Raw genomic sequence first — 16,643 nt, 5'->3', positions numbered from 1 at the left:
ACGCCCGGTTACATTCCGAACCCGGAAGCTAAGCCTTTCAGCGCCGATGGTACTGCAGGGGGGACCCTGTGGGAGAGTAGGACGCCGCCGAACAACCCGCCCTTTTAGCTCAGTCGGTAGAGCGTCTCCATGGTAAGGAGAAGGTCAACGGTTCGATTCCGTTAAAGGGCTCCACTGAAAAAGGCCCCCGCCAATTGGCGGGGGCCTTTTTTGTTTTCCGGCACGGATGTGCTCCTGCCGTACGGCCGGCAGGGCCGCCGACGGCCGGAGGGGCGGGCCGTAGCAGAGCTGCCTACCATGGATGTGAAGGCTAGATAAGGTACGTCCGGCGGCTTCGAGGTGCCCCCACGGGCCGCTCGGCTGGCCCAGGAGGCGTGATGACCGTACCCCCCGACGCAGCGGCACCACAGCACACGCAGGGCGACCCCGAGGACGTCCTCAAGAACATCGGAAGCACGTGGCACTGGGCGCTCGGCTTCGCCCTCGCGACCCTGATCCCCGGCATCCTGGTGCTCGTCTGGCCGGACGAGACGCTGCACATCCTGGCCGTCATCATCGGTCTGCAGCTCCTGGTGGCGGGCGCCTTCCGGTTCGTCACCGCCTTTTCGCACAGCAGTGATGGCGGCAGCAGGCTGGCGGGTGTCCTGATCGCCATGCTCGCGTTCCTGGCCGGCGTCCTGGTGCTGCGTCATCCGATGCAGACGATCGGCGCGCTGTCCTTGATCATCGGAGTGTTCTGGTTGTTGTCCGGCGTGCTCGCGGCGTTCACCGCGATCGCCGACCACACGCTCGTGCACCGGGGCCTGCAGTTCGGCCTGGGTGCTCTCGGCGCCGTCGCCGGAATCGTCGTGCTCTGCTTCCCGGTGGACTCCGCGGTGGCCCTGACCCGGCTGTTGGGACTCTGGCTCGTCCTGCTGGGCGTGTTCGAGCTGGTGATGGCCTTCGCACTGCGTTCCGCCACCCGCCGGGTCACGCCGGCCCGTCAGGGGTGACGCCGGGCGCCGACGTACTCGTGCTCTCCTGAACCTGGGCTCGGCGCACGCCGAGCCCAGGTTTCTTGCGGAGACGCGCGCCGGCTGTTCGCCTATTCGCCCGTGCGCTGTTCCGGGACGCGGAAGGCGAGGATCGCCATGTCGTCCGACGCGGGTTCTGCGGCGAAGCGTTCCACCGCACGCAGGACGCGGGAGGCGACCGCGCCCGCGGTGAGGCCCGTACACGTGGTGAGAACCTCGGCAAGGCCGTCGTCGCCCAGCATGCGGGTGCCCTCGCGGCGTTCGGTCACGCCGTCGGTGACGCAGAGCAGTACATCGCCGGGGTCGAGGGTGAGGGTCTGTTCGTAGAGGTCCAGGTCCTCGATCACGCCCAGCAGCGGCTGCGGGTCCGCGGCCGCGTCGACCTGGCCGTTCGGGCGCAGGCGCAGCGGGAGCGGGTGGCCCGCGCAGACCACCTTCATCAGGGCGCCGCCGTCGGGCTGGGGATGGAGTTCGCCGTAGAGGAGGGTGAGGAAGCGGCTGCGGGCGCCCTCGTCGAGGATGGCCGCGTTGAGGCGTTCGAGGACCGCCGGGCCGCCGAGGCCCTCGCGGGCCAGCAGGCGCAGGGCGTGCCGGGCGAGGCCCGTGACGGCGGCAGCCTCCGGGCCCGTGCCGCAGACGTCGCCGATGGCGAAGCCGTACGCGCCGTCGCGGATCGGGAAGACGTCGTAGAAGTCGCCGCCGACCTCGTTGCCCTCGCCGGCCGCGCGGTAGATGACCTCGACCTCCATGCCGGGGATCGCGGGGGATCCGGGCGGCAGGAGGCTGCGCTGGAGGGAGCGGCTGATCGCGGTGCGCTCGGAGTAGAGGCGGGCGTTGTCGAGGGCCAGGGCGGCGCGGCGGGAGAGGTCCTCGGCGAGTTCGAGGATCTCCTGCCGGAAGTGTTCCTCGCGCGGCTTGCCGAGGGTCAGCATGCCGATCACGCGGTTGCGGGCCAGGAGGGGGAGGACCACGGTCTCGCCGCCGACCGCGAGGGTCGCCTCGGCCCACGGGCGGGCGCCGGCCTCGCGGACCGGTTCGGGCGGGCTGACCTGGGAGAGCAGGTCCTTGAGGCCGTCGATGCGCTCCTCGTCCTCGTGGAGGACGTACGAAAGGTACGGGTCGGAGGACTGGTCGGCGATCGTGTAGACGGCGCACCAGGTGGCGAGCGTCGGGACGGTCATCTGGGCCATCAGGGCCAGGGTCTGGTCCCGGTCGAGGGTGCCGGCCAGCAGGTCGGAGGCCTCGACGAGGAAGGAGAGGGAGCCGCGGCGCAGTCGTTCCAGTTCGCCGAGGCGGGCGGACTCGACGGCGAGGGCGATGCGGTCGGCGGCGAACTGGAGGTGCAGGGCCTCTTCGTTGGAGTAGCGGCCGGGGGTTTCGGCGGCGACGCCGAGTGAGCCGGTGAGACGGCCTTCCACCTTGAGGGGGACGGTCACGGCGGAGCGCATGCCGGTGGCCTCCAGGAGCGGAACGGCTCCGGGGGAGGCGATGAGGTCGTCGTGGACTGCGGGCATGCGGGCGGAGCCGTAGCGGTTGGTGCCGGCCTCGACGGGGACGCGGGCGAAGCGCTGGCGGGTGGAGGGCAGGCCGGTGGTGGCGCGGACCTCCAGCTCGGTCTCGTCGTCGGTGGCGAGCAGCAGGAAGGCGGCGTCGGCGTCGAGGAGGTCGCGGGCGCGCTCCACGGTGCGCTGGAGGAGCCCGTCGAGGTCGTCGGGGGCGGGGGAGCCGATGAAGACCTCGAAGGGGTCCGTGGGGCGGGGGTCGGTGAAGTGGCCGCTGTCGGAGGTGGGCACCCGAACCGGGGTCTGGAGTAGGGCGCGCTCGTCGTCGTGGACGAGGAGGCAGACGATGGACGGTTCGCCGTGGGCGTCGCGGACCCGCAGGTGTGAGGCGAAGACGGGGATGACGCGGCCGTCGGCGCCGCGGACGCCGTAGCTGCCCTCCCAGCGGGACAGGCGCAGGGCCTCGGCGATGCCGGTTCCGGTGCCGGGGGTCTGGGGCCAGGCGGCGAGCTCGGCGAGCGGGCGGCCGAGTGCCTTCTCGGCGGGGTGGCCGAAGATGTGCTCGGCGTCCTCGTTCCAGGCGGAGATGGAGTCGGTCGAGTCGATCTGGAGGACGGCGACGCGGACCCGGCTGTCGGCCAGGGGCAGCAGCTGGTCGGGGACGACGGGGCCTGCGGAGCGGGTACCGACCGGCCGGTCTGGCAGGTCCAGGCGGAACCACACGTGCTTGTGGGTGGCGGTGTACTCGACGCCCCAGCGGGTGGCGAGGGCGGCACACAGCATCAGGCCGCGGCCGTTCTCGCGGTCGGGGTCGGCGTAGGGGCGCTCGCCGGGGTGCTGGAGCGGGAGCTCGCGTTCCGGATACCGGTCGGCGACCTCGACCCGTACGCCACCCTCGGCGCGCAGGCACAGGACCTCGGCCCGGGTTCCGGCGTGGACCACGGCATTGGTCACGAGCTCGCTGGTGAGGACCACCGCGTCGTCGACGATGTCCGCGAAGCCCCAGCCGTGCAGGGTGTCGCGGACGAACCCGCGGGCGGCGGCGACCGAGCGCCCGAGGGGATCGAAGCTGGCAGCCGCCCGTGCCGTGATCACGAGTCTCCTTCGACGCGGTTGGACATCGGGTGCCAGGTTACTTACCTTCGCGGTCGGCATGGTGCCGTCGTCGGGGATTCCACCCGCAGGGTACGGCGGGTGTGCGATGGTGCCGAAGTGTTATGGCCGGGTTCGGCCAGGGTGAAACACTGGGCAGGCTTGCAGAGCCGGCTTGTGACGAGTCAGGCGTCCGGTGGAAAAGTGGTCGACCCTTTCGGGAGGGACACGGTGGAGTCTGGCGCAGCGGTACGGCGTACGGGAACGCGGCCGAAGGGCGGACGTTCCCGGCGCAGTGGCACGACGGAGGTCGATACCGCCGCACTGAACCGGCTGCTCACGGCCCTGGTGTCGATGCGGGACGGGAATTTCCGCAAGCGGCTGACGGTGTCCGGCGAGGGCGTGATGGCGGAGATCGCCGCCGTCTACAACGAGGTCGCCGACCGCAATCTCCACCTGACGGGGGAGCTGTCCCGGGTGCGGCGGATGGTGGGCCGTGAGGGCAAGCTGAGCGAACGGCTGGAAACGGGTGCCTGTGAGGGCTCCTGGGCGGCCGCGATCGATGCCTCGAACCAGCTGGTGGACGATCTGGCCCGGCCGGTGTCCGAGGTGGGCCGGGTGCTGTCGGCGGTGGCCGAGGGCGATCTGGACCAGCGGATGGATCTGCGGACGCAGGCGGCCGAGGGGGCCGGGCATCCGCTGCGCGGGGAGTTCCTGAAGGTCGGGCGCACGGTCAACAACCTGGTCGACCAGCTGTCGGCGTTCACCGACGAGGTGACGCGCGTGGCGCTGGAGGTGGGTACCGAGGGCAAGCTCGGTGGTCAGGCCCAGGTGCGCGGGATGTCGGGTTCCTGGAAGGATCTGACCGACTCCGTCAACACGATGGCGTACCGGCTCACCGCTCAGGTGCGTGACATCGCTCTCGTCACGACGGCCGTCGCCAAGGGCGATCTGTCGCGCAAGGTCACGGTGCACGTGGCCGGCGAGATGCTCCAGCTGAAGAACACCGTGAACACGATGGTGGACCAGCTGTCGTCCTTCTCCTCCGAGGTGACCCGTGTCGCCCGCGAGGTGGGTACGGAGGGCGAGCTGGGCGGCCAGGCGAAGGTGCCCGGGGTCGCGGGTGTGTGGAAGGACCTGACCGACTCGGTCAACACCATGGCCGGGAACCTGACGGCCCAGGTGCGCGGGATCGCGCAGGTGACGACGGCGGTCGCGAACGGCGACCTGTCGCAGAAGGTACGGGTCAGCGCGCGCGGCGAGGTGGCGCAGCTGGCCGAAACGATCAATCAGATGACCGAGACGCTACGGACCTTCGCGGACGAGGTCACGCGTGTGGCCAGCGAGGTCGGGGCCAAGGGTCTGCTCGGCGGCCAGGCACAGGTGCCGGGGGCGGCGGGGACGTGGAAGGACCTCACCGACTCGGTGAACACGGTCTTCCGCAACCTCACCACGCAGGTGCGGGACATCGCGCAGGTGACGACGGCGGTGGCGAACGGCGACCTGTCGCAGAAGGTCACGGTCGACGTGGCCGGCGAGATGCTGGAGTTGAAGAACACCGTCAACACGATGGTGGACCAGCTGTCCTCCTTCGGCGCGGAAGTGACGCGTGTGGCCCGCGAGGTGGGCGTCGAGGGCGAACTGGGCGGCCAGGCACAGGTGCCGGGGGCGGCGGGGACGTGGAAGGACCTCACCGACTCGGTGAACACCGCCTTCCGCAACCTCACCGGGCAGGTGCGCAACATCGCCCAGGTGACGACGGCGGTCGCCAACGGTGACCTGTCGCAGAAGGTCACCGTGGACGTCTCCGGCGAGATGCTCCAGCTGAAGAACACCGTGAACACGATGGTGGACCAGCTGTCCTCCTTCGCCGACCAGGTCACGCGGATGGCGCGGGACGTGGGTACGGAGGGCCGCCTCGGCGGCCAGGCCCGGGTGGAGGGGGTGTCCGGCACCTGGAAGGAGCTCACCGACTCCGTCAACTTCATGGCCGGGAACCTGACCTCGCAGGTGCGCCAGATCGCCCAGGTGACGACGGCGGTGGCGCGGGGCGACCTGTCGCAGAAGATCGACGTGGACGCCCGGGGCGAGATCCTGGAGCTGAAGAACACCATCAACACCATGGTCGACCAGCTCTCGGCCTTCGCCGAGCAGGTGACCCGGGTGGCCCGCGACGTGGGTACCGAGGGCCGGCTGGGCGGCCAGGCGCAGGTGCCCGGGGTGGCCGGCGTATGGCGTGACCTGACGGACTCCGTGAACGGCATGGCCGGGAACCTGACCTCGCAGGTGCGCAACATCGCCCAGGTCGCGACGGCGGTGGCCCGCGGTGACCTGTCGCAGAAGATCGACGTGGACGCCCGGGGCGAGATCCTGGAGCTGAAGAACACCCTCAACACCATGGTCGACCAGCTCTCGAACTTCGCGGAGCAGGTGACGCGGGTGGCGCGTGAGGTGGGTACCGAGGGCATCCTCGGCGGCCAGGCGGAGGTGAAGGGGGTCTCCGGCACCTGGAAGGACCTCACCCAGTCCGTCAACTTCATGGCGAACAACCTGACGTCCCAGGTGCGCAACATCGCCGAGGTGACCACGGCCGTGGCCATGGGCGACCTCTCCAAGAAGATCACCGTCGATGCCAAGGGCGAGATCCTCGAACTGGTCACCACCGTCAACACGATGGTCGACCAGCTGTCGTCCTTCGCGGAGCAGGTGACGCGGGTGGCGCGTGAGGTGGGCTCCGAGGGCATCCTCGGCGGCCAGGCCCGGGTGCGCGGGGTGACGGGCATCTGGAAGGACCTGACCGACAACGTCAACCTGATGGCCAACAACCTGACCTCCCAGGTGCGCAACATCTCGCAGGTCTCGGCGGCGGTCGCCAACGGCGACCTGACGAAGAAGGTCACGGTCGAGGCGCGCGGCGAGGTCGCGCAGCTCGCCGACACCGTCAACACGATGGTGAAGACGCTGTCCTCGTTCGCGGACGAGGTGACCCGGGTGGCCCGCGAGGTGGGTACGGAGGGCCGGCTGGGCGGCCAGGCGCACGTGCCGGGCGTCTCGGGGACGTGGAAGGACCTCACCGACTCGGTGAACTTCATGGCCTCCAACCTCACCGGTCAGGTGCGGCAGATCGCCATGGTCACGACCGCCATCGCCAAGGGCGACATGACCAAGAAGATCGACATCGATGCCCGCGGCGAGATCCTGGAACTCAAGACCACCATCAACACGATGGTCGACCAGCTGTCCTCCTTCGCCGACCAGGTCACCAGGGTGGCCCGCGAGGTGGGTACCGAGGGCATTCTGGGCGGCCAGGCCAGGGTCCGGGACGTCGACGGCACCTGGCGGGACCTGACGGAGTCCGTGAACGAGATGGCCGGGAACCTCACCCGGCAGGTGCGCGCGATCGCGGCCGTGGCCACCGCGGTGACCCGCGGCGACCTCAACCTGAAGATCGACGTGGACGCGGCGGGCGAGATCCAGGTCCTCCAGGACAACATCAACACGATGATCGCGAACCTGCGCGACACCACCTTGGCCAACAAGGAGCAGGACTGGCTCAAGGGCAACCTCGCCCGGATCTCCGCCCTGATGCAGGGCCGCCGGGAGCTCGACGACGTCGCCTCGCTGATCATGAGCGAGCTGACCCCGGTGGTCTCCGCGCAGCACGGCGCCTTCTTCCTGGCGCTGCCGGCCGGCGGTACCACCGAGATCGGGACGGAGGGGGGCGCGGACGGCTCGTACGAGCTGCGGATGCGCGGGAGTTACGCGTACGCGGGCGGCCAGATGCCCATCTCCTTCCGGCCGGGGGAGGGGCTGATCGGGGCGGTCGCCGAGGAGAAGCGGATGATCCTCGTCGAGAACACCCCGCCGGGCTACCTGAAGATCTCCTCGGGCCTGGGCGAGGCGCCGCCAGCGCATGTGATCGTGCTGCCGGTGCTCTTCGAGGGGAAGGTGCTCGGCGTCATCGAGCTGGCCTCCTTCACGCCCTTCACCCAGATCCAGAAGGATTTCCTCGGCCAGATCGCCGAGATGATCGGTACGAGCGTCAACACCATCAGCGTCAACTCCAAGACGGAGATGCTGCTGAAGCAGTCGCAGGAGATGACCGAGCAGCTGCGCGAGCGCTCCGACGAGCTGGAGAACCGGCAGAAGGCCCTGCAGGCCGCCAACGCGGAGCTGGAGGAGAAGGCCGAGCTGCTGGCCCAGCAGAACCGGGACATCGAGGTGAAGAACACCGAGATCGAGGAGGCCCGGCAGGTTCTGGAGGAGCGCGCCGAGCAGCTCGCGGTCTCGATGCGCTACAAGTCCGAGTTCCTGGCGAACATGTCGCACGAGCTGCGGACCCCGCTCAACTCGCTGCTGATCCTGGCCAAGCTGCTCGCCGACAACGCGGAGGGGAACCTCTCGCCGAAGCAGGTGGAGTTCGCCGAGACCATCCACGGCGCGGGTTCGGACCTGCTGCAGCTGATCAACGACATCCTCGACCTGTCGAAGGTCGAGGCCGGGAAGATGGACGTCTCGCCGACCCGGATCGCGCTGGTCCAGCTCGTGGACTACGTGGAGGCGACCTTCCGGCCGCTGACGGCGGAGAAGGGCCTGGACTTCTCGGTACGGGTCTCCCCGGAGCTGCCCGCCACGCTGCACACCGACGAGCAGCGGCTGCTCCAGGTGCTGCGCAACCTGCTGTCCAACGCGGTGAAGTTCACCGACACCGGGGCGGTGGAGCTGGTGATCCGGCCGGCCGGCGCCGATGTGCCCACCGCGATCCGCGAGCAGCTGCTGGAGGCCGGTTCGCTGCGGGAGGCGGACGCGGACCTGATCGCCTTCTCGGTCACCGACACCGGGATCGGGATCGCCGCGAGCAAGATGCTGGTGATCTTCGAGGCGTTCAAGCAGGCGGACGGGACGACGAGCCGCAAGTACGGCGGCACCGGGCTGGGGCTGTCCATCAGCCGGGAGATCGCCCGGCTGCTGGGCGGGGAGATCCACGCGGCCAGCGAGCCCGGCCGCGGGTCCACCTTCACGCTGTACCTGCCGCTGCACCCGAGCGAGCTGCCTCCGCAGGGGTACGCGCCGCCGACCCCCGGCGGCGCCCGCGGGGAGCTGTACCGCAGGTCGCCGGCCGCGGGCCGGCCGGTGCTGCCGGGCACCCAGGCCGGGCCGGCGGCCATGTCGTCGGTGCAGGCGCAGCCGGTGCGGCCGGCGCTGTCGGCGGCCGAGCCGGCCGGTCAGGGGCAGGGCGGCGGGGCCGCGCTGTTCCGGCGGCGGCGCAAGGCGGCGAGCGATCTGGAGCCGCGTACGGCGGTGCCGGGCCAGCCGAACGTGGTGGGGGCCGAGGACGGCTGGGGCAGCGCGGACGACGAGCTTCCGGTGGTGCCCCGGACGTACGACTTCCACGGCGAGAAGGTGCTCATCGTCGACGACGACGTACGCAACGTCTTCGCGCTCACCAGCGTGCTGGAGCAGCACGGACTGGCCGTGCTGTACGCGGAGAACGGACGGGAGGGCATCGAAGTCCTGGAGCAGCACGACGATGTGACGGTCGTACTCATGGACATCATGATGCCCGAGATGGACGGGTACGCGACGACCTCGGCGATCCGGCGGATGCCGCAGTTCGCAGGCCTGCCGATCATCGCGCTGACGGCGAAGGCGATGAAGGGGGACCGGGAGAAGGCGATCGACTCCGGTGCTTCCGACTACGTCACCAAGCCGGTCGATCCGGACTACCTGCTGTCGGTGATGGAGCAGTGGATGCGCGGCAAATGATCGCCGGGAGAGCGGAAGGACACCGATCGCCGACCCACTGCGCCAGGGGCGGTGTGAGAGGGCTGTGAACGGGGAACCTTCTGTTCTCCCCCCGCGTTTCCGCTTCGTGCACAGTGACATCTCGGTGACAGGGTGTGGCGATCTCGGGACTGGGGCTACGATGACCGGCACAAGGACGGACGGCGCAAGGATGCCGTCCTCTGGGGCGGGGCCCGGCGCACAGGCCGGAGCCCGGAGCCGGGGAGGCCCCATGCCGGGGCGAGGAGGACAGGGCATGGTGCAGAAGGCCAAGATCCTCCTGGTCGACGACCGGCCGGAGAATCTGCTGGCGCTGGAGGCCATCCTCTCCGCGCTCGATCAGACACTGGTCCGGGCGTCGTCGGGGGAGGAAGCGCTCAAAGCGCTGCTGACGGACGATTTCGCGGTCATCCTGCTGGATGTCCAGATGCCGGGCATGGACGGATTCGAAACGGCCGCGCACATCAAGCGGCGGGAACGGACCCGGGACATCCCGATCATCTTCCTCACCGCGATCAACCATGGTCCGCACCACACGTTCCGCGGCTACGCGGCGGGTGCGGTCGACTACATCTCCAAGCCCTTCGACCCGTGGGTGCTGCGGGCCAAGGTCTCGGTCTTCGTGGAGCTGTACACGAAGAACTGCCAACTGCGGGAGCAGGCGGCCCTGCTGCGGCTCCAGCTGGAGGGCGGCAGTTCCAACGGCGTGGACGCGGGCAAGGAGACGGCCGGACTGCTCGCCGAGCTCTCCGCCCGGCTCGCGGCGGTCGAGGAGCAGGCCGAGGCGCTGACCAAGCAGCTCGGCGAGGACTCGGCCGACGCCGGCGTGGTGGCGACGGCGGCCCACCTGGAGCGCAAACTCACCGGGCTGCGGAGGGCACTCGACGCGCTGGAGCCCGGGACCGCCGGAGGGGCCTCGGTCCTGCCCGCGCAGAACTGATCGTGCGCGGGTCGGCACTGGCGGTGTGTCAAAGCGCCTACGGAGCCGACGACACGAACGGGTGAAGGGGTGGGCACGCGTGTCCACCGGCGCGCGCACCGGTAACCTCGGGCCCATGGCCTCACGTACGTCCGGTAAGGGTTCCCAGAGCACCGCGGGCACCGCGAAGGGCCGCACCGGCCGTACGACGGCGCCGGCGAAGAAGGCAGCGCCCGCGCGCAAGCCCCCGGCCAAGAAGGCCGCGGCAGCCAAGCGGGCCCCGGTCAAGAAGGTCGCGGCCAAGCCCGCGCCCTCCCCGACCGGAGGCGTGGTGCGGCTGGTGCGCGCCCTCTGGCTGGGCTGCGCGCACGCGGTCGGCGCCGTCTTCCGCGGGATCGGCCAGGGGGCCAAGAACCTCGACCCGGCGCACCGCAAGGACGGCGTGGCGCTGCTGCTGCTCGCCCTCGCACTGATCGTCGCCGCCGGTACCTGGTCGAATCTGAGCGGTCCCGTCGGGGATCTGGTCACGATGCTGATCACCGGTCTCTTCGGACGGCTGGATCTGCTCGTGCCGATCCTGCTCGGCGTCATGGCGGTGCGTTTCATCCGGCATCCCGAGCAGCCCGATGCCAACGGCCGCATCGGCATCGGGCTGTCCGCCCTCGTCATCGGCGTCCTGGGCCTGGTCCACATCGCCTGCGGGGCGCCCGGCCGAGACGAGGGCACCACCGCGATGCAGAACGCGGGCGGGCTCATCGGCTGGGGCGCCTCCAAGCCGCTCATCTTCACCATGGGCGCACCGCTGGCCGTGCCCATGCTGGTGCTGCTCACGATCTTCGGGCTGCTCGTGGTCACGGCGACCCCGGTCAACGCGATCCCGCAGCGGTTGCGCAGGCTCGGCATCCGGCTCGGGATCATCGCCCCGAACGAGTACGACGAGGGCTACGGCGAGGCCGAGGGCGCCGCCGGCGAGCGGCACGACCCGGAGCAGTGGCGGGCCCGTGGCGGAGCCGGTGAGGGTTCCGGCGACCCGGCGGACGAGGCCGAGGAGGAGGCGCTCGCCCGGCGGCGCAGGCCGCGCAGGACCCAGGCCCGGCCCGCCATGGAGCGGGGGATGGACGCCGTCGACGTGGCCGCGGCGGCCGCCGCCGCGCTGGACGGGGTGGTCTACGGCGGAATGCCGCCCTCCCCGCTCGTCGCCGACCTCACGCAGGGGATCACCGTCGAGCGCGACGGCGCGGAGCTCACCGCTCCAGTGCCGACCGCCCGCGCGGAGCGTCCCGTACCGGACACCACCCCGGCGAGCGCCCCCGAGAGCGCCTCCGAACCGGCCGCCGGGCAGCCGCACGCCACCACCGCCGCGGCCTCCGGGACGCTGTCGGTGCCCGACCTGACCAAGGCCCCGCCGCAGACGCAGGCGCTGCCGCCGCGCGCCGAGCAGCTCCAGCTGCGCGGGGACATCACGTACGCGCTGCCCTCGCTCGACCTGCTGGAGAAGGGCGGACCCGGCAAGACCCGCAGTGCCGCCAACGACGCGGTGGTCGCCTCGCTGCGCAACGTGTTCACCGAGTTCAAGGTCGACGCGGACGTCACCGGCTTCACCCGGGGCCCGACCGTCACCCGGTACGAGGTCACCCTGGGCGCCGCGGTCAAGGTCGAGCGGATCACCGCGCTGACCAAGAACATCGCCTACGCGGTGGCCTCGCCGGACGTCCGGATCATCAGCCCGATCCCGGGCAAGTCCGCGGTCGGCATCGAGATCCCGAACACCGACCGCGAGATGGTCAACCTCGGTGACGTGCTGCGCCTCGCGGACGCGGCCGAGGACGACCACCCGATGCTGGTCGCGCTCGGCAAGGACGTCGAGGGCGGCTACGTCATGGCCAACCTCGCCAAGATGCCGCACGTGCTGGTCGCCGGTGCCACCGGTTCCGGCAAGTCCTCCTGCATCAACTGCCTGATCACCTCGGTCATGATCCGGGCCACCCCGGAGGACGTCCGGATGGTCCTCGTGGACCCCAAGCGGGTCGAGCTGACGGCGTACGAGGGCATCCCGCACCTGATCACGCCGATCATCACCAACCCCAAGCGGGCCGCCGAGGCGCTCCAGTGGGTCGTGCGGGAGATGGACCTGCGCTACGACGACCTGGCCGCCTTCGGCTACCGGCACATCGACGATTTCAACCAGGCCATCCGGGACGGCAAGATCAAACTGCCGCCGGGCAGCGAGCGGGAGCTCAGCCCGTACCCGTATTTGCTGGTGATCGTCGACGAGCTCGCCGACCTGATGATGGTGGCCCCGCGCGACGTCGAGGACTCGATCGTCCGCATCACCCAGCTGGCCCGCGCGGCCGGCATCCACCTGGTGCTCGCCACCCAGCGGCCCTCGGTGGACGTGGTCACCGGCCTGATCAAGGCGAACGTGCCCTCGCGCCTGGCCTTCGCCACCTCCTCGCTCGCCGACAGCCGGGTCATCCTCGACCAGCCGGGCGCCGAGAAGCTGATCGGCAAGGGCGACGGGCTGTTCCTGCCGATGGGTGCGAACAAGCCGGTCCGTCTGCAGGGCGCCTTCGTCACCGAGGACGAGATCGCCGGGATCGTCCAGCACTGCAAGGACCAGATGGCGCCCGTCTTCCGTGACGACGTCACCGTCGGACAGAAGCAGAAGAAGGAGATCGACGAGGACATCGGCGACGACTTGGACCTGCTGTGCCAGGCGGCGGAGCTGGTGGTCTCCACGCAGTTCGGGTCCACCTCGATGCTCCAGCGCAAGCTGCGGGTGGGGTTCGCGAAGGCCGGACGGCTCATGGACCTCATGGAGTCGCGGGGAATCGTCGGCCCGAGCGAGGGTTCGAAGGCGCGCGACGTCCTGCTGAAGGCCGATGACCTGGACGGAGTGCTCGCCGTCATCCGCGGCGAGGCCCATCCGTAATGAAATCCCGGGCAACCGTTTCCCTTGGGCCCGCGTCAAGTTGAAGAGAGGTGGCGGTAGGCGCACGAGATCGCTCACAGCGCCGGGCCGCCGCACCCGAGCATGACTTCCCTTCGCCATTCGGATGGCGTAGGGAGTGCACCCTCCGGTTGCTCCACCCTTTCGTCACCCCCCTAGACTGGACTTCCAGCAGGTGGCTACACGCTCGAAAGGCGCCCACGTGTCCATCGGCAACTCCAACTCCCCCGAAGAAGAGCGGCCTTCGACCGACGACCGGTCCGAGGACCGCATCGTCGAACGTCCCGTCGAAGGACCGTCCATCGGGACGGCCCTCAAGAAGGCCCGGATCGCCGCCGGGCTCACAGTCGACGAGGTCAGTTCCACCACCCGCGTGCGCATCCCGATCGTGCACGCGATCGAAGAGGACGACTTCACGCGGTGCGGCGGCGACGTCTACGCCCGCGGTCACATCCGTACGCTCGCCCGCGCCGTCAACCTCGATCCGGCACCCCTGGTCGAGAGCTACGACGCGGCCCACGGCGGCCGGCCGGCACCCACGCCCGCCGCGCCGATGTTCGAAGCCGAGCGGATCCGCCCCGAGCGGCAGCGGCCCAACTGGACCGCGGCCATGGTCGCCGCCATCGTCGCCGTGATCGGCTTCGTGGGCTTCACCGCCTTCAGCGGTGGCGACGAGAAGGACAAGCGCCCTGTGGCGGAAGGTTCCGCCTCCCCCAAGCCCGCACCCAAGCAGACCGGCGCCAAGCCGGTCCCCCAGCCCCCGCAGACCCCGCAGGCGCCCAAGCCGGAGCCCTCGGACAGTGCGATCGCCGCCGCGCCCAAGGACCTCGTCACCGTGGTCCTGACGGCCGACACGGGCGAGAGCTGGATCTCCGCCAAGGACTCCACCGGCCGGCTGCTCTTCGACGGCACCCTCACGCAGGGTGAGTCCAAGACCTTCACGGACAAGGAGTCCGTCGACCTCGTGCTCGGCGACGCCGGGGCCGTGAAGCTCTTCGTGAACGGCAAGGAGATCAAGGACGACTTCCAGCCGGGTCAGGTGCAGCGTCTGAAATACACGAAGGCCGACCCCGCCCAGGACCAGCCCCAGGCGGGCTGACGCGGGACCGCCCTAGGGCGGAAGGCTTGAATCCGGATCCCCGGGGTGCTGCGCCGCACCCCGGGGATCTTGCCGTACGGGGACTTGCGGCAGGGGCCGACGCCGGGACGAAGTAGTCTTGAGTCCATGCCCGAACGCCGTACCGTCGCCCTTGTCACTCTTGGCTGCGCCCGTAACGAGGTGGACTCGGAGGAGCTCGCAGGCCGCTTGGCGGCGGATGGCTGGGAGCTCGTCGAGGACGCCGCCGATGCGGACGTAGCCGTCGTCAACACCTGCGGCTTCGTCGAAGCCGCCAAAAAGGACTCCGTAGACGCCCTGCTGGAAGCCAACGATCTCAAGGATCACGGCAAGACCCAGGCCGTCGTCGCCGTCGGCTGTATGGCCGAGCGCTACGGCAAGGAACTCGCCGAAGCGCTCCCCGAGGCCGACGGAGTCCTCGGTTTCGACGACTACGCCGACATCTCCGACCGCCTCCAGACCATCCTCAACGGCGGCATCCACGCCTCCCACACCCCGCGCGACCGGCGCAAGCTTCTGCCGATCAGCCCGGCCGCGCGCCAGGCCGCCGAGGTCTCCCTCCCGGGCCACGCCCAGGAGCCGGTCGCCGAGGCCCCCGCCGACCTCCCGGACGGGCTCGCGCCCGCCTCGGGTCCGCGCGCGCCCCTGCGCCGCCGCCTGGACAAGAGCCCCGTCGCCTCGGTCAAGCTGGCCTCCGGCTGCGACCGGCGCTGCTCCTTCTGCGCCATCCCGTCCTTCCGCGGCTCCTTCATCTCCCGCCGCCCCAGCGACGTGCTGGGCGAGACCCGCTGGCTCGCCGAGCAGGGCGTCAAGGAGATCATGCTGGTCTCCGAGAACAACACCTCGTACGGCAAGGACCTCGGCGACATCCGGCTGCTGGAGACCCTGCTGCCGGAGCTGGCCGAGGTGGACGGCGTCGAGCGCGTCCGCGTCAGCTACCTCCAGCCCGCCGAGATGCGGCCCGGCCTGATCGACGTACTCACCTCGACCCCCAAGGTCGTGCCGTACTTCGACCTGTCCTTCCAGCACTCGGCCCCCGACGTGCTGCGCGCCATGCGCCGCTTCGGTGACACCGACCGCTTCCTGGAGCTGCTGGACACCATCCGCTCCAAGGCCCCGACGGCCGGCGTCCGCTCCAACTTCATCGTCGGCTTCCCCGGCGAGAAGGAATCGGACTTCGCCGAGCTGGAGCGTTTCCTCACCCACGCGCGCCTCGACGCCATCGGCGTCTTCGGCTACTCCGACGAGGACGGCACCGAGGCCGTCACCTACGAGAACAAGCTGGACGAGGACACCATCGCCGAGCGGCTCGCGCACATGCAGCGGCTCGCCGAGGAACTCACCTCGCAGCGCGCCGAGGAGCGCATCGGGGAGACCCTCGAAGTGCTCGTCGAGACCGTGGAAGCGGTCGACGAGGACGGCGAGGGCGCCTACGGGCGCGCCGCGCACCAGGCACCCGAAACGGACGGCCAGGTGGTCTTCACGGACAGCACGGGCCTGGTCCCCGGGCGTATCGTCACGGCAAAGGTGGTCGGCACCCTGGGCGTCGACCTGGTGGCCGAGCCCCTCGGCATGGATCTTGAGGAGGCGGCCGGATGACCGGAGTCCCGGCATCTGCGGCGGGCGGGACCGGCCGCCGGCCCGTACCCGGCGCGAAGCTGGGGGCCGCGGCGGTCAATCAGGCCAGCCTGTGGAACATCGCCAACATCCTGACGATGATCCGGCTCGTGCTCGTGCCGGGCTTCGTCCTGCTGCTGCTCGCCGACGGCGGCTACGACCCGGCCTGGCGGGCCTGGGCCTGGGCGGCGTTCGCCGTCGCCATGATCACGGACATCTTCGACGGGCACCTGGCCCGGACGTACAACCTGGTCACGGACTTCGGCAAGATCGCCGACCCCATCGCCGACAAGGCGATCATGGGGTCGGCGCTGATCTGTCTCTCCTGGCTCGGTGACCTGCCCTGGTGGGTGACCGGGGTGATCCTCGGACGGGAGCTCGGGATCACCCTGCTCCGCTTCTGGGTCATCCGCTACGGAGTGATTCCGGCCAGCCGGGGCGGAAAGCTGAAGACCCTGGCCCAGGGCACGGCTGTGGGCATGTACGTACTCGCGCTGACCGGGGCGCTGGCGACCATGCGCTTCTGGGTGATGGCGATCGCCGTCGTGTTGACCGTCGTCACCGGTTTGGACTACATCCGGCAGGCGGTCGTGATGCGCCGCCAGGGTCTCGCCGAGGAGCGGGCTGCGGAGCGGGCCGCGCGGTGACC

At 70.3% G+C, this 16,643-nt stretch carries 8 protein-coding genes, 1 tRNA gene and 1 rRNA gene; 9 read left to right on the top strand and 1 reads right to left on the bottom strand.

Annotated elements, in window-relative coordinates; genetic code table 11:
* From rrf to ACZ4YL_RS38830, 3 genes are all read left to right on the top strand, one after another.
* Positions 1 to 93 (top strand): 5S ribosomal RNA (rrf, locus tag ACZ4YL_RS38840); the annotation flags it as partial.
* A gap of 5 nt (positions 94 to 98) precedes the next feature.
* A tRNA-Thr gene (locus ACZ4YL_RS38835) sits at positions 99 to 174 on the top strand.
* A gap of 203 nt (positions 175 to 377) precedes the next feature.
* Positions 378 to 992, top strand: coding sequence for an HdeD family acid-resistance protein (locus ACZ4YL_RS38830; protein WP_468123009.1), 615 nt, complete (start codon positions 378 to 380; stop codon positions 990 to 992).
* Positions 993 to 1,084: 92 nt separating this feature from the next.
* On the opposite strand, the gene ACZ4YL_RS38825 is transcribed toward ACZ4YL_RS38830, so the two are convergent.
* Positions 1,085 to 3,670, bottom strand: a complete 2,586-nt coding sequence (locus ACZ4YL_RS38825; RefSeq protein ID WP_468123007.1) for a SpoIIE family protein phosphatase — start codon at positions 3,668 to 3,670, stop codon at positions 1,085 to 1,087.
* A 168-nt stretch (positions 3,671 to 3,838) separates the two neighbouring features.
* Here ACZ4YL_RS38825 and ACZ4YL_RS38820 point away from each other — a divergent pair, with 168 nt between their 5' ends.
* From ACZ4YL_RS38820 to pgsA, 6 genes are all read left to right on the top strand, one after another.
* Complete coding sequence (locus ACZ4YL_RS38820) at positions 3,839 to 9,373, top strand: HAMP domain-containing protein (RefSeq protein WP_468123006.1); 5,535 nt, start codon at positions 3,839 to 3,841, stop codon at positions 9,371 to 9,373.
* A 274-nt stretch (positions 9,374 to 9,647) separates the two neighbouring features.
* Entirely contained in the window at positions 9,648 to 10,331 is a 684-nt protein-coding gene (locus ACZ4YL_RS38815; protein WP_189738679.1) for a response regulator, read from the top strand.
* 115 nt (positions 10,332 to 10,446) lie between these two features.
* Complete coding sequence (locus ACZ4YL_RS38810; RefSeq protein WP_468123005.1) at positions 10,447 to 13,242, top strand: FtsK/SpoIIIE family DNA translocase; 2,796 nt, start codon at positions 10,447 to 10,449, stop codon at positions 13,240 to 13,242.
* A gap of 220 nt (positions 13,243 to 13,462) precedes the next feature.
* The gene (locus tag ACZ4YL_RS38805) at positions 13,463 to 14,359 is read left to right on the top strand and encodes a helix-turn-helix domain-containing protein (protein WP_468123003.1); all 897 of its coding nucleotides are present in this window, start codon (positions 13,463 to 13,465) and stop codon (positions 14,357 to 14,359) included.
* A gap of 126 nt (positions 14,360 to 14,485) precedes the next feature.
* Entirely contained in the window at positions 14,486 to 15,976 is a 1,491-nt protein-coding gene (gene rimO, locus ACZ4YL_RS38800) for a 30S ribosomal protein S12 methylthiotransferase RimO (protein ID WP_468123002.1), read from the top strand.
* Positions 15,973 to 16,641: a CDP-diacylglycerol--glycerol-3-phosphate 3-phosphatidyltransferase gene (gene pgsA, locus ACZ4YL_RS38795; protein ID WP_390798527.1), complete on the top strand. Its 669-nt coding sequence runs from the start codon at positions 15,973 to 15,975 to the stop codon at positions 16,639 to 16,641. Before rimO ends, pgsA begins: the two co-directional genes overlap by 4 nt.
* The last annotated feature ends 2 nt before the right edge of the window (positions 16,642 to 16,643 follow it).

It is taken from the genome of Streptomyces sp. NPDC030021 (assembly GCF_055574035.1).
Note: the sequence above shows the minus strand (reverse complement) of the source record. Positions and strands in the feature narration are given on the sequence as shown.

What these genes read in the sequence shown, in the direction of transcription:
- ACZ4YL_RS38830 (WP_468123009.1), top strand. Translation starts at nt 378, where the DNA reads ATGACCGTACCCCCCGACGCAGCGGCACCACAGCACACGCAGGGCGAC.
- ACZ4YL_RS38825 (WP_468123007.1), bottom strand. Translation starts at nt 3,670, where the DNA reads ATGCCGACCGCGAAGGTAAGTAACCTGGCACCCGATGTCCAACCGCGT.
- ACZ4YL_RS38815 (WP_189738679.1), top strand. Translation starts at nt 9,648, where the DNA reads ATGGTGCAGAAGGCCAAGATCCTCCTGGTCGACGACCGGCCGGAGAAT.
- ACZ4YL_RS38810 (WP_468123005.1), top strand. Translation starts at nt 10,447, where the DNA reads ATGGCCTCACGTACGTCCGGTAAGGGTTCCCAGAGCACCGCGGGCACC.
- rimO (WP_468123002.1), top strand. Translation starts at nt 14,486, where the DNA reads ATGCCCGAACGCCGTACCGTCGCCCTTGTCACTCTTGGCTGCGCCCGT.
- pgsA (WP_390798527.1), top strand. Translation starts at nt 15,973, where the DNA reads ATGACCGGAGTCCCGGCATCTGCGGCGGGCGGGACCGGCCGCCGGCCC.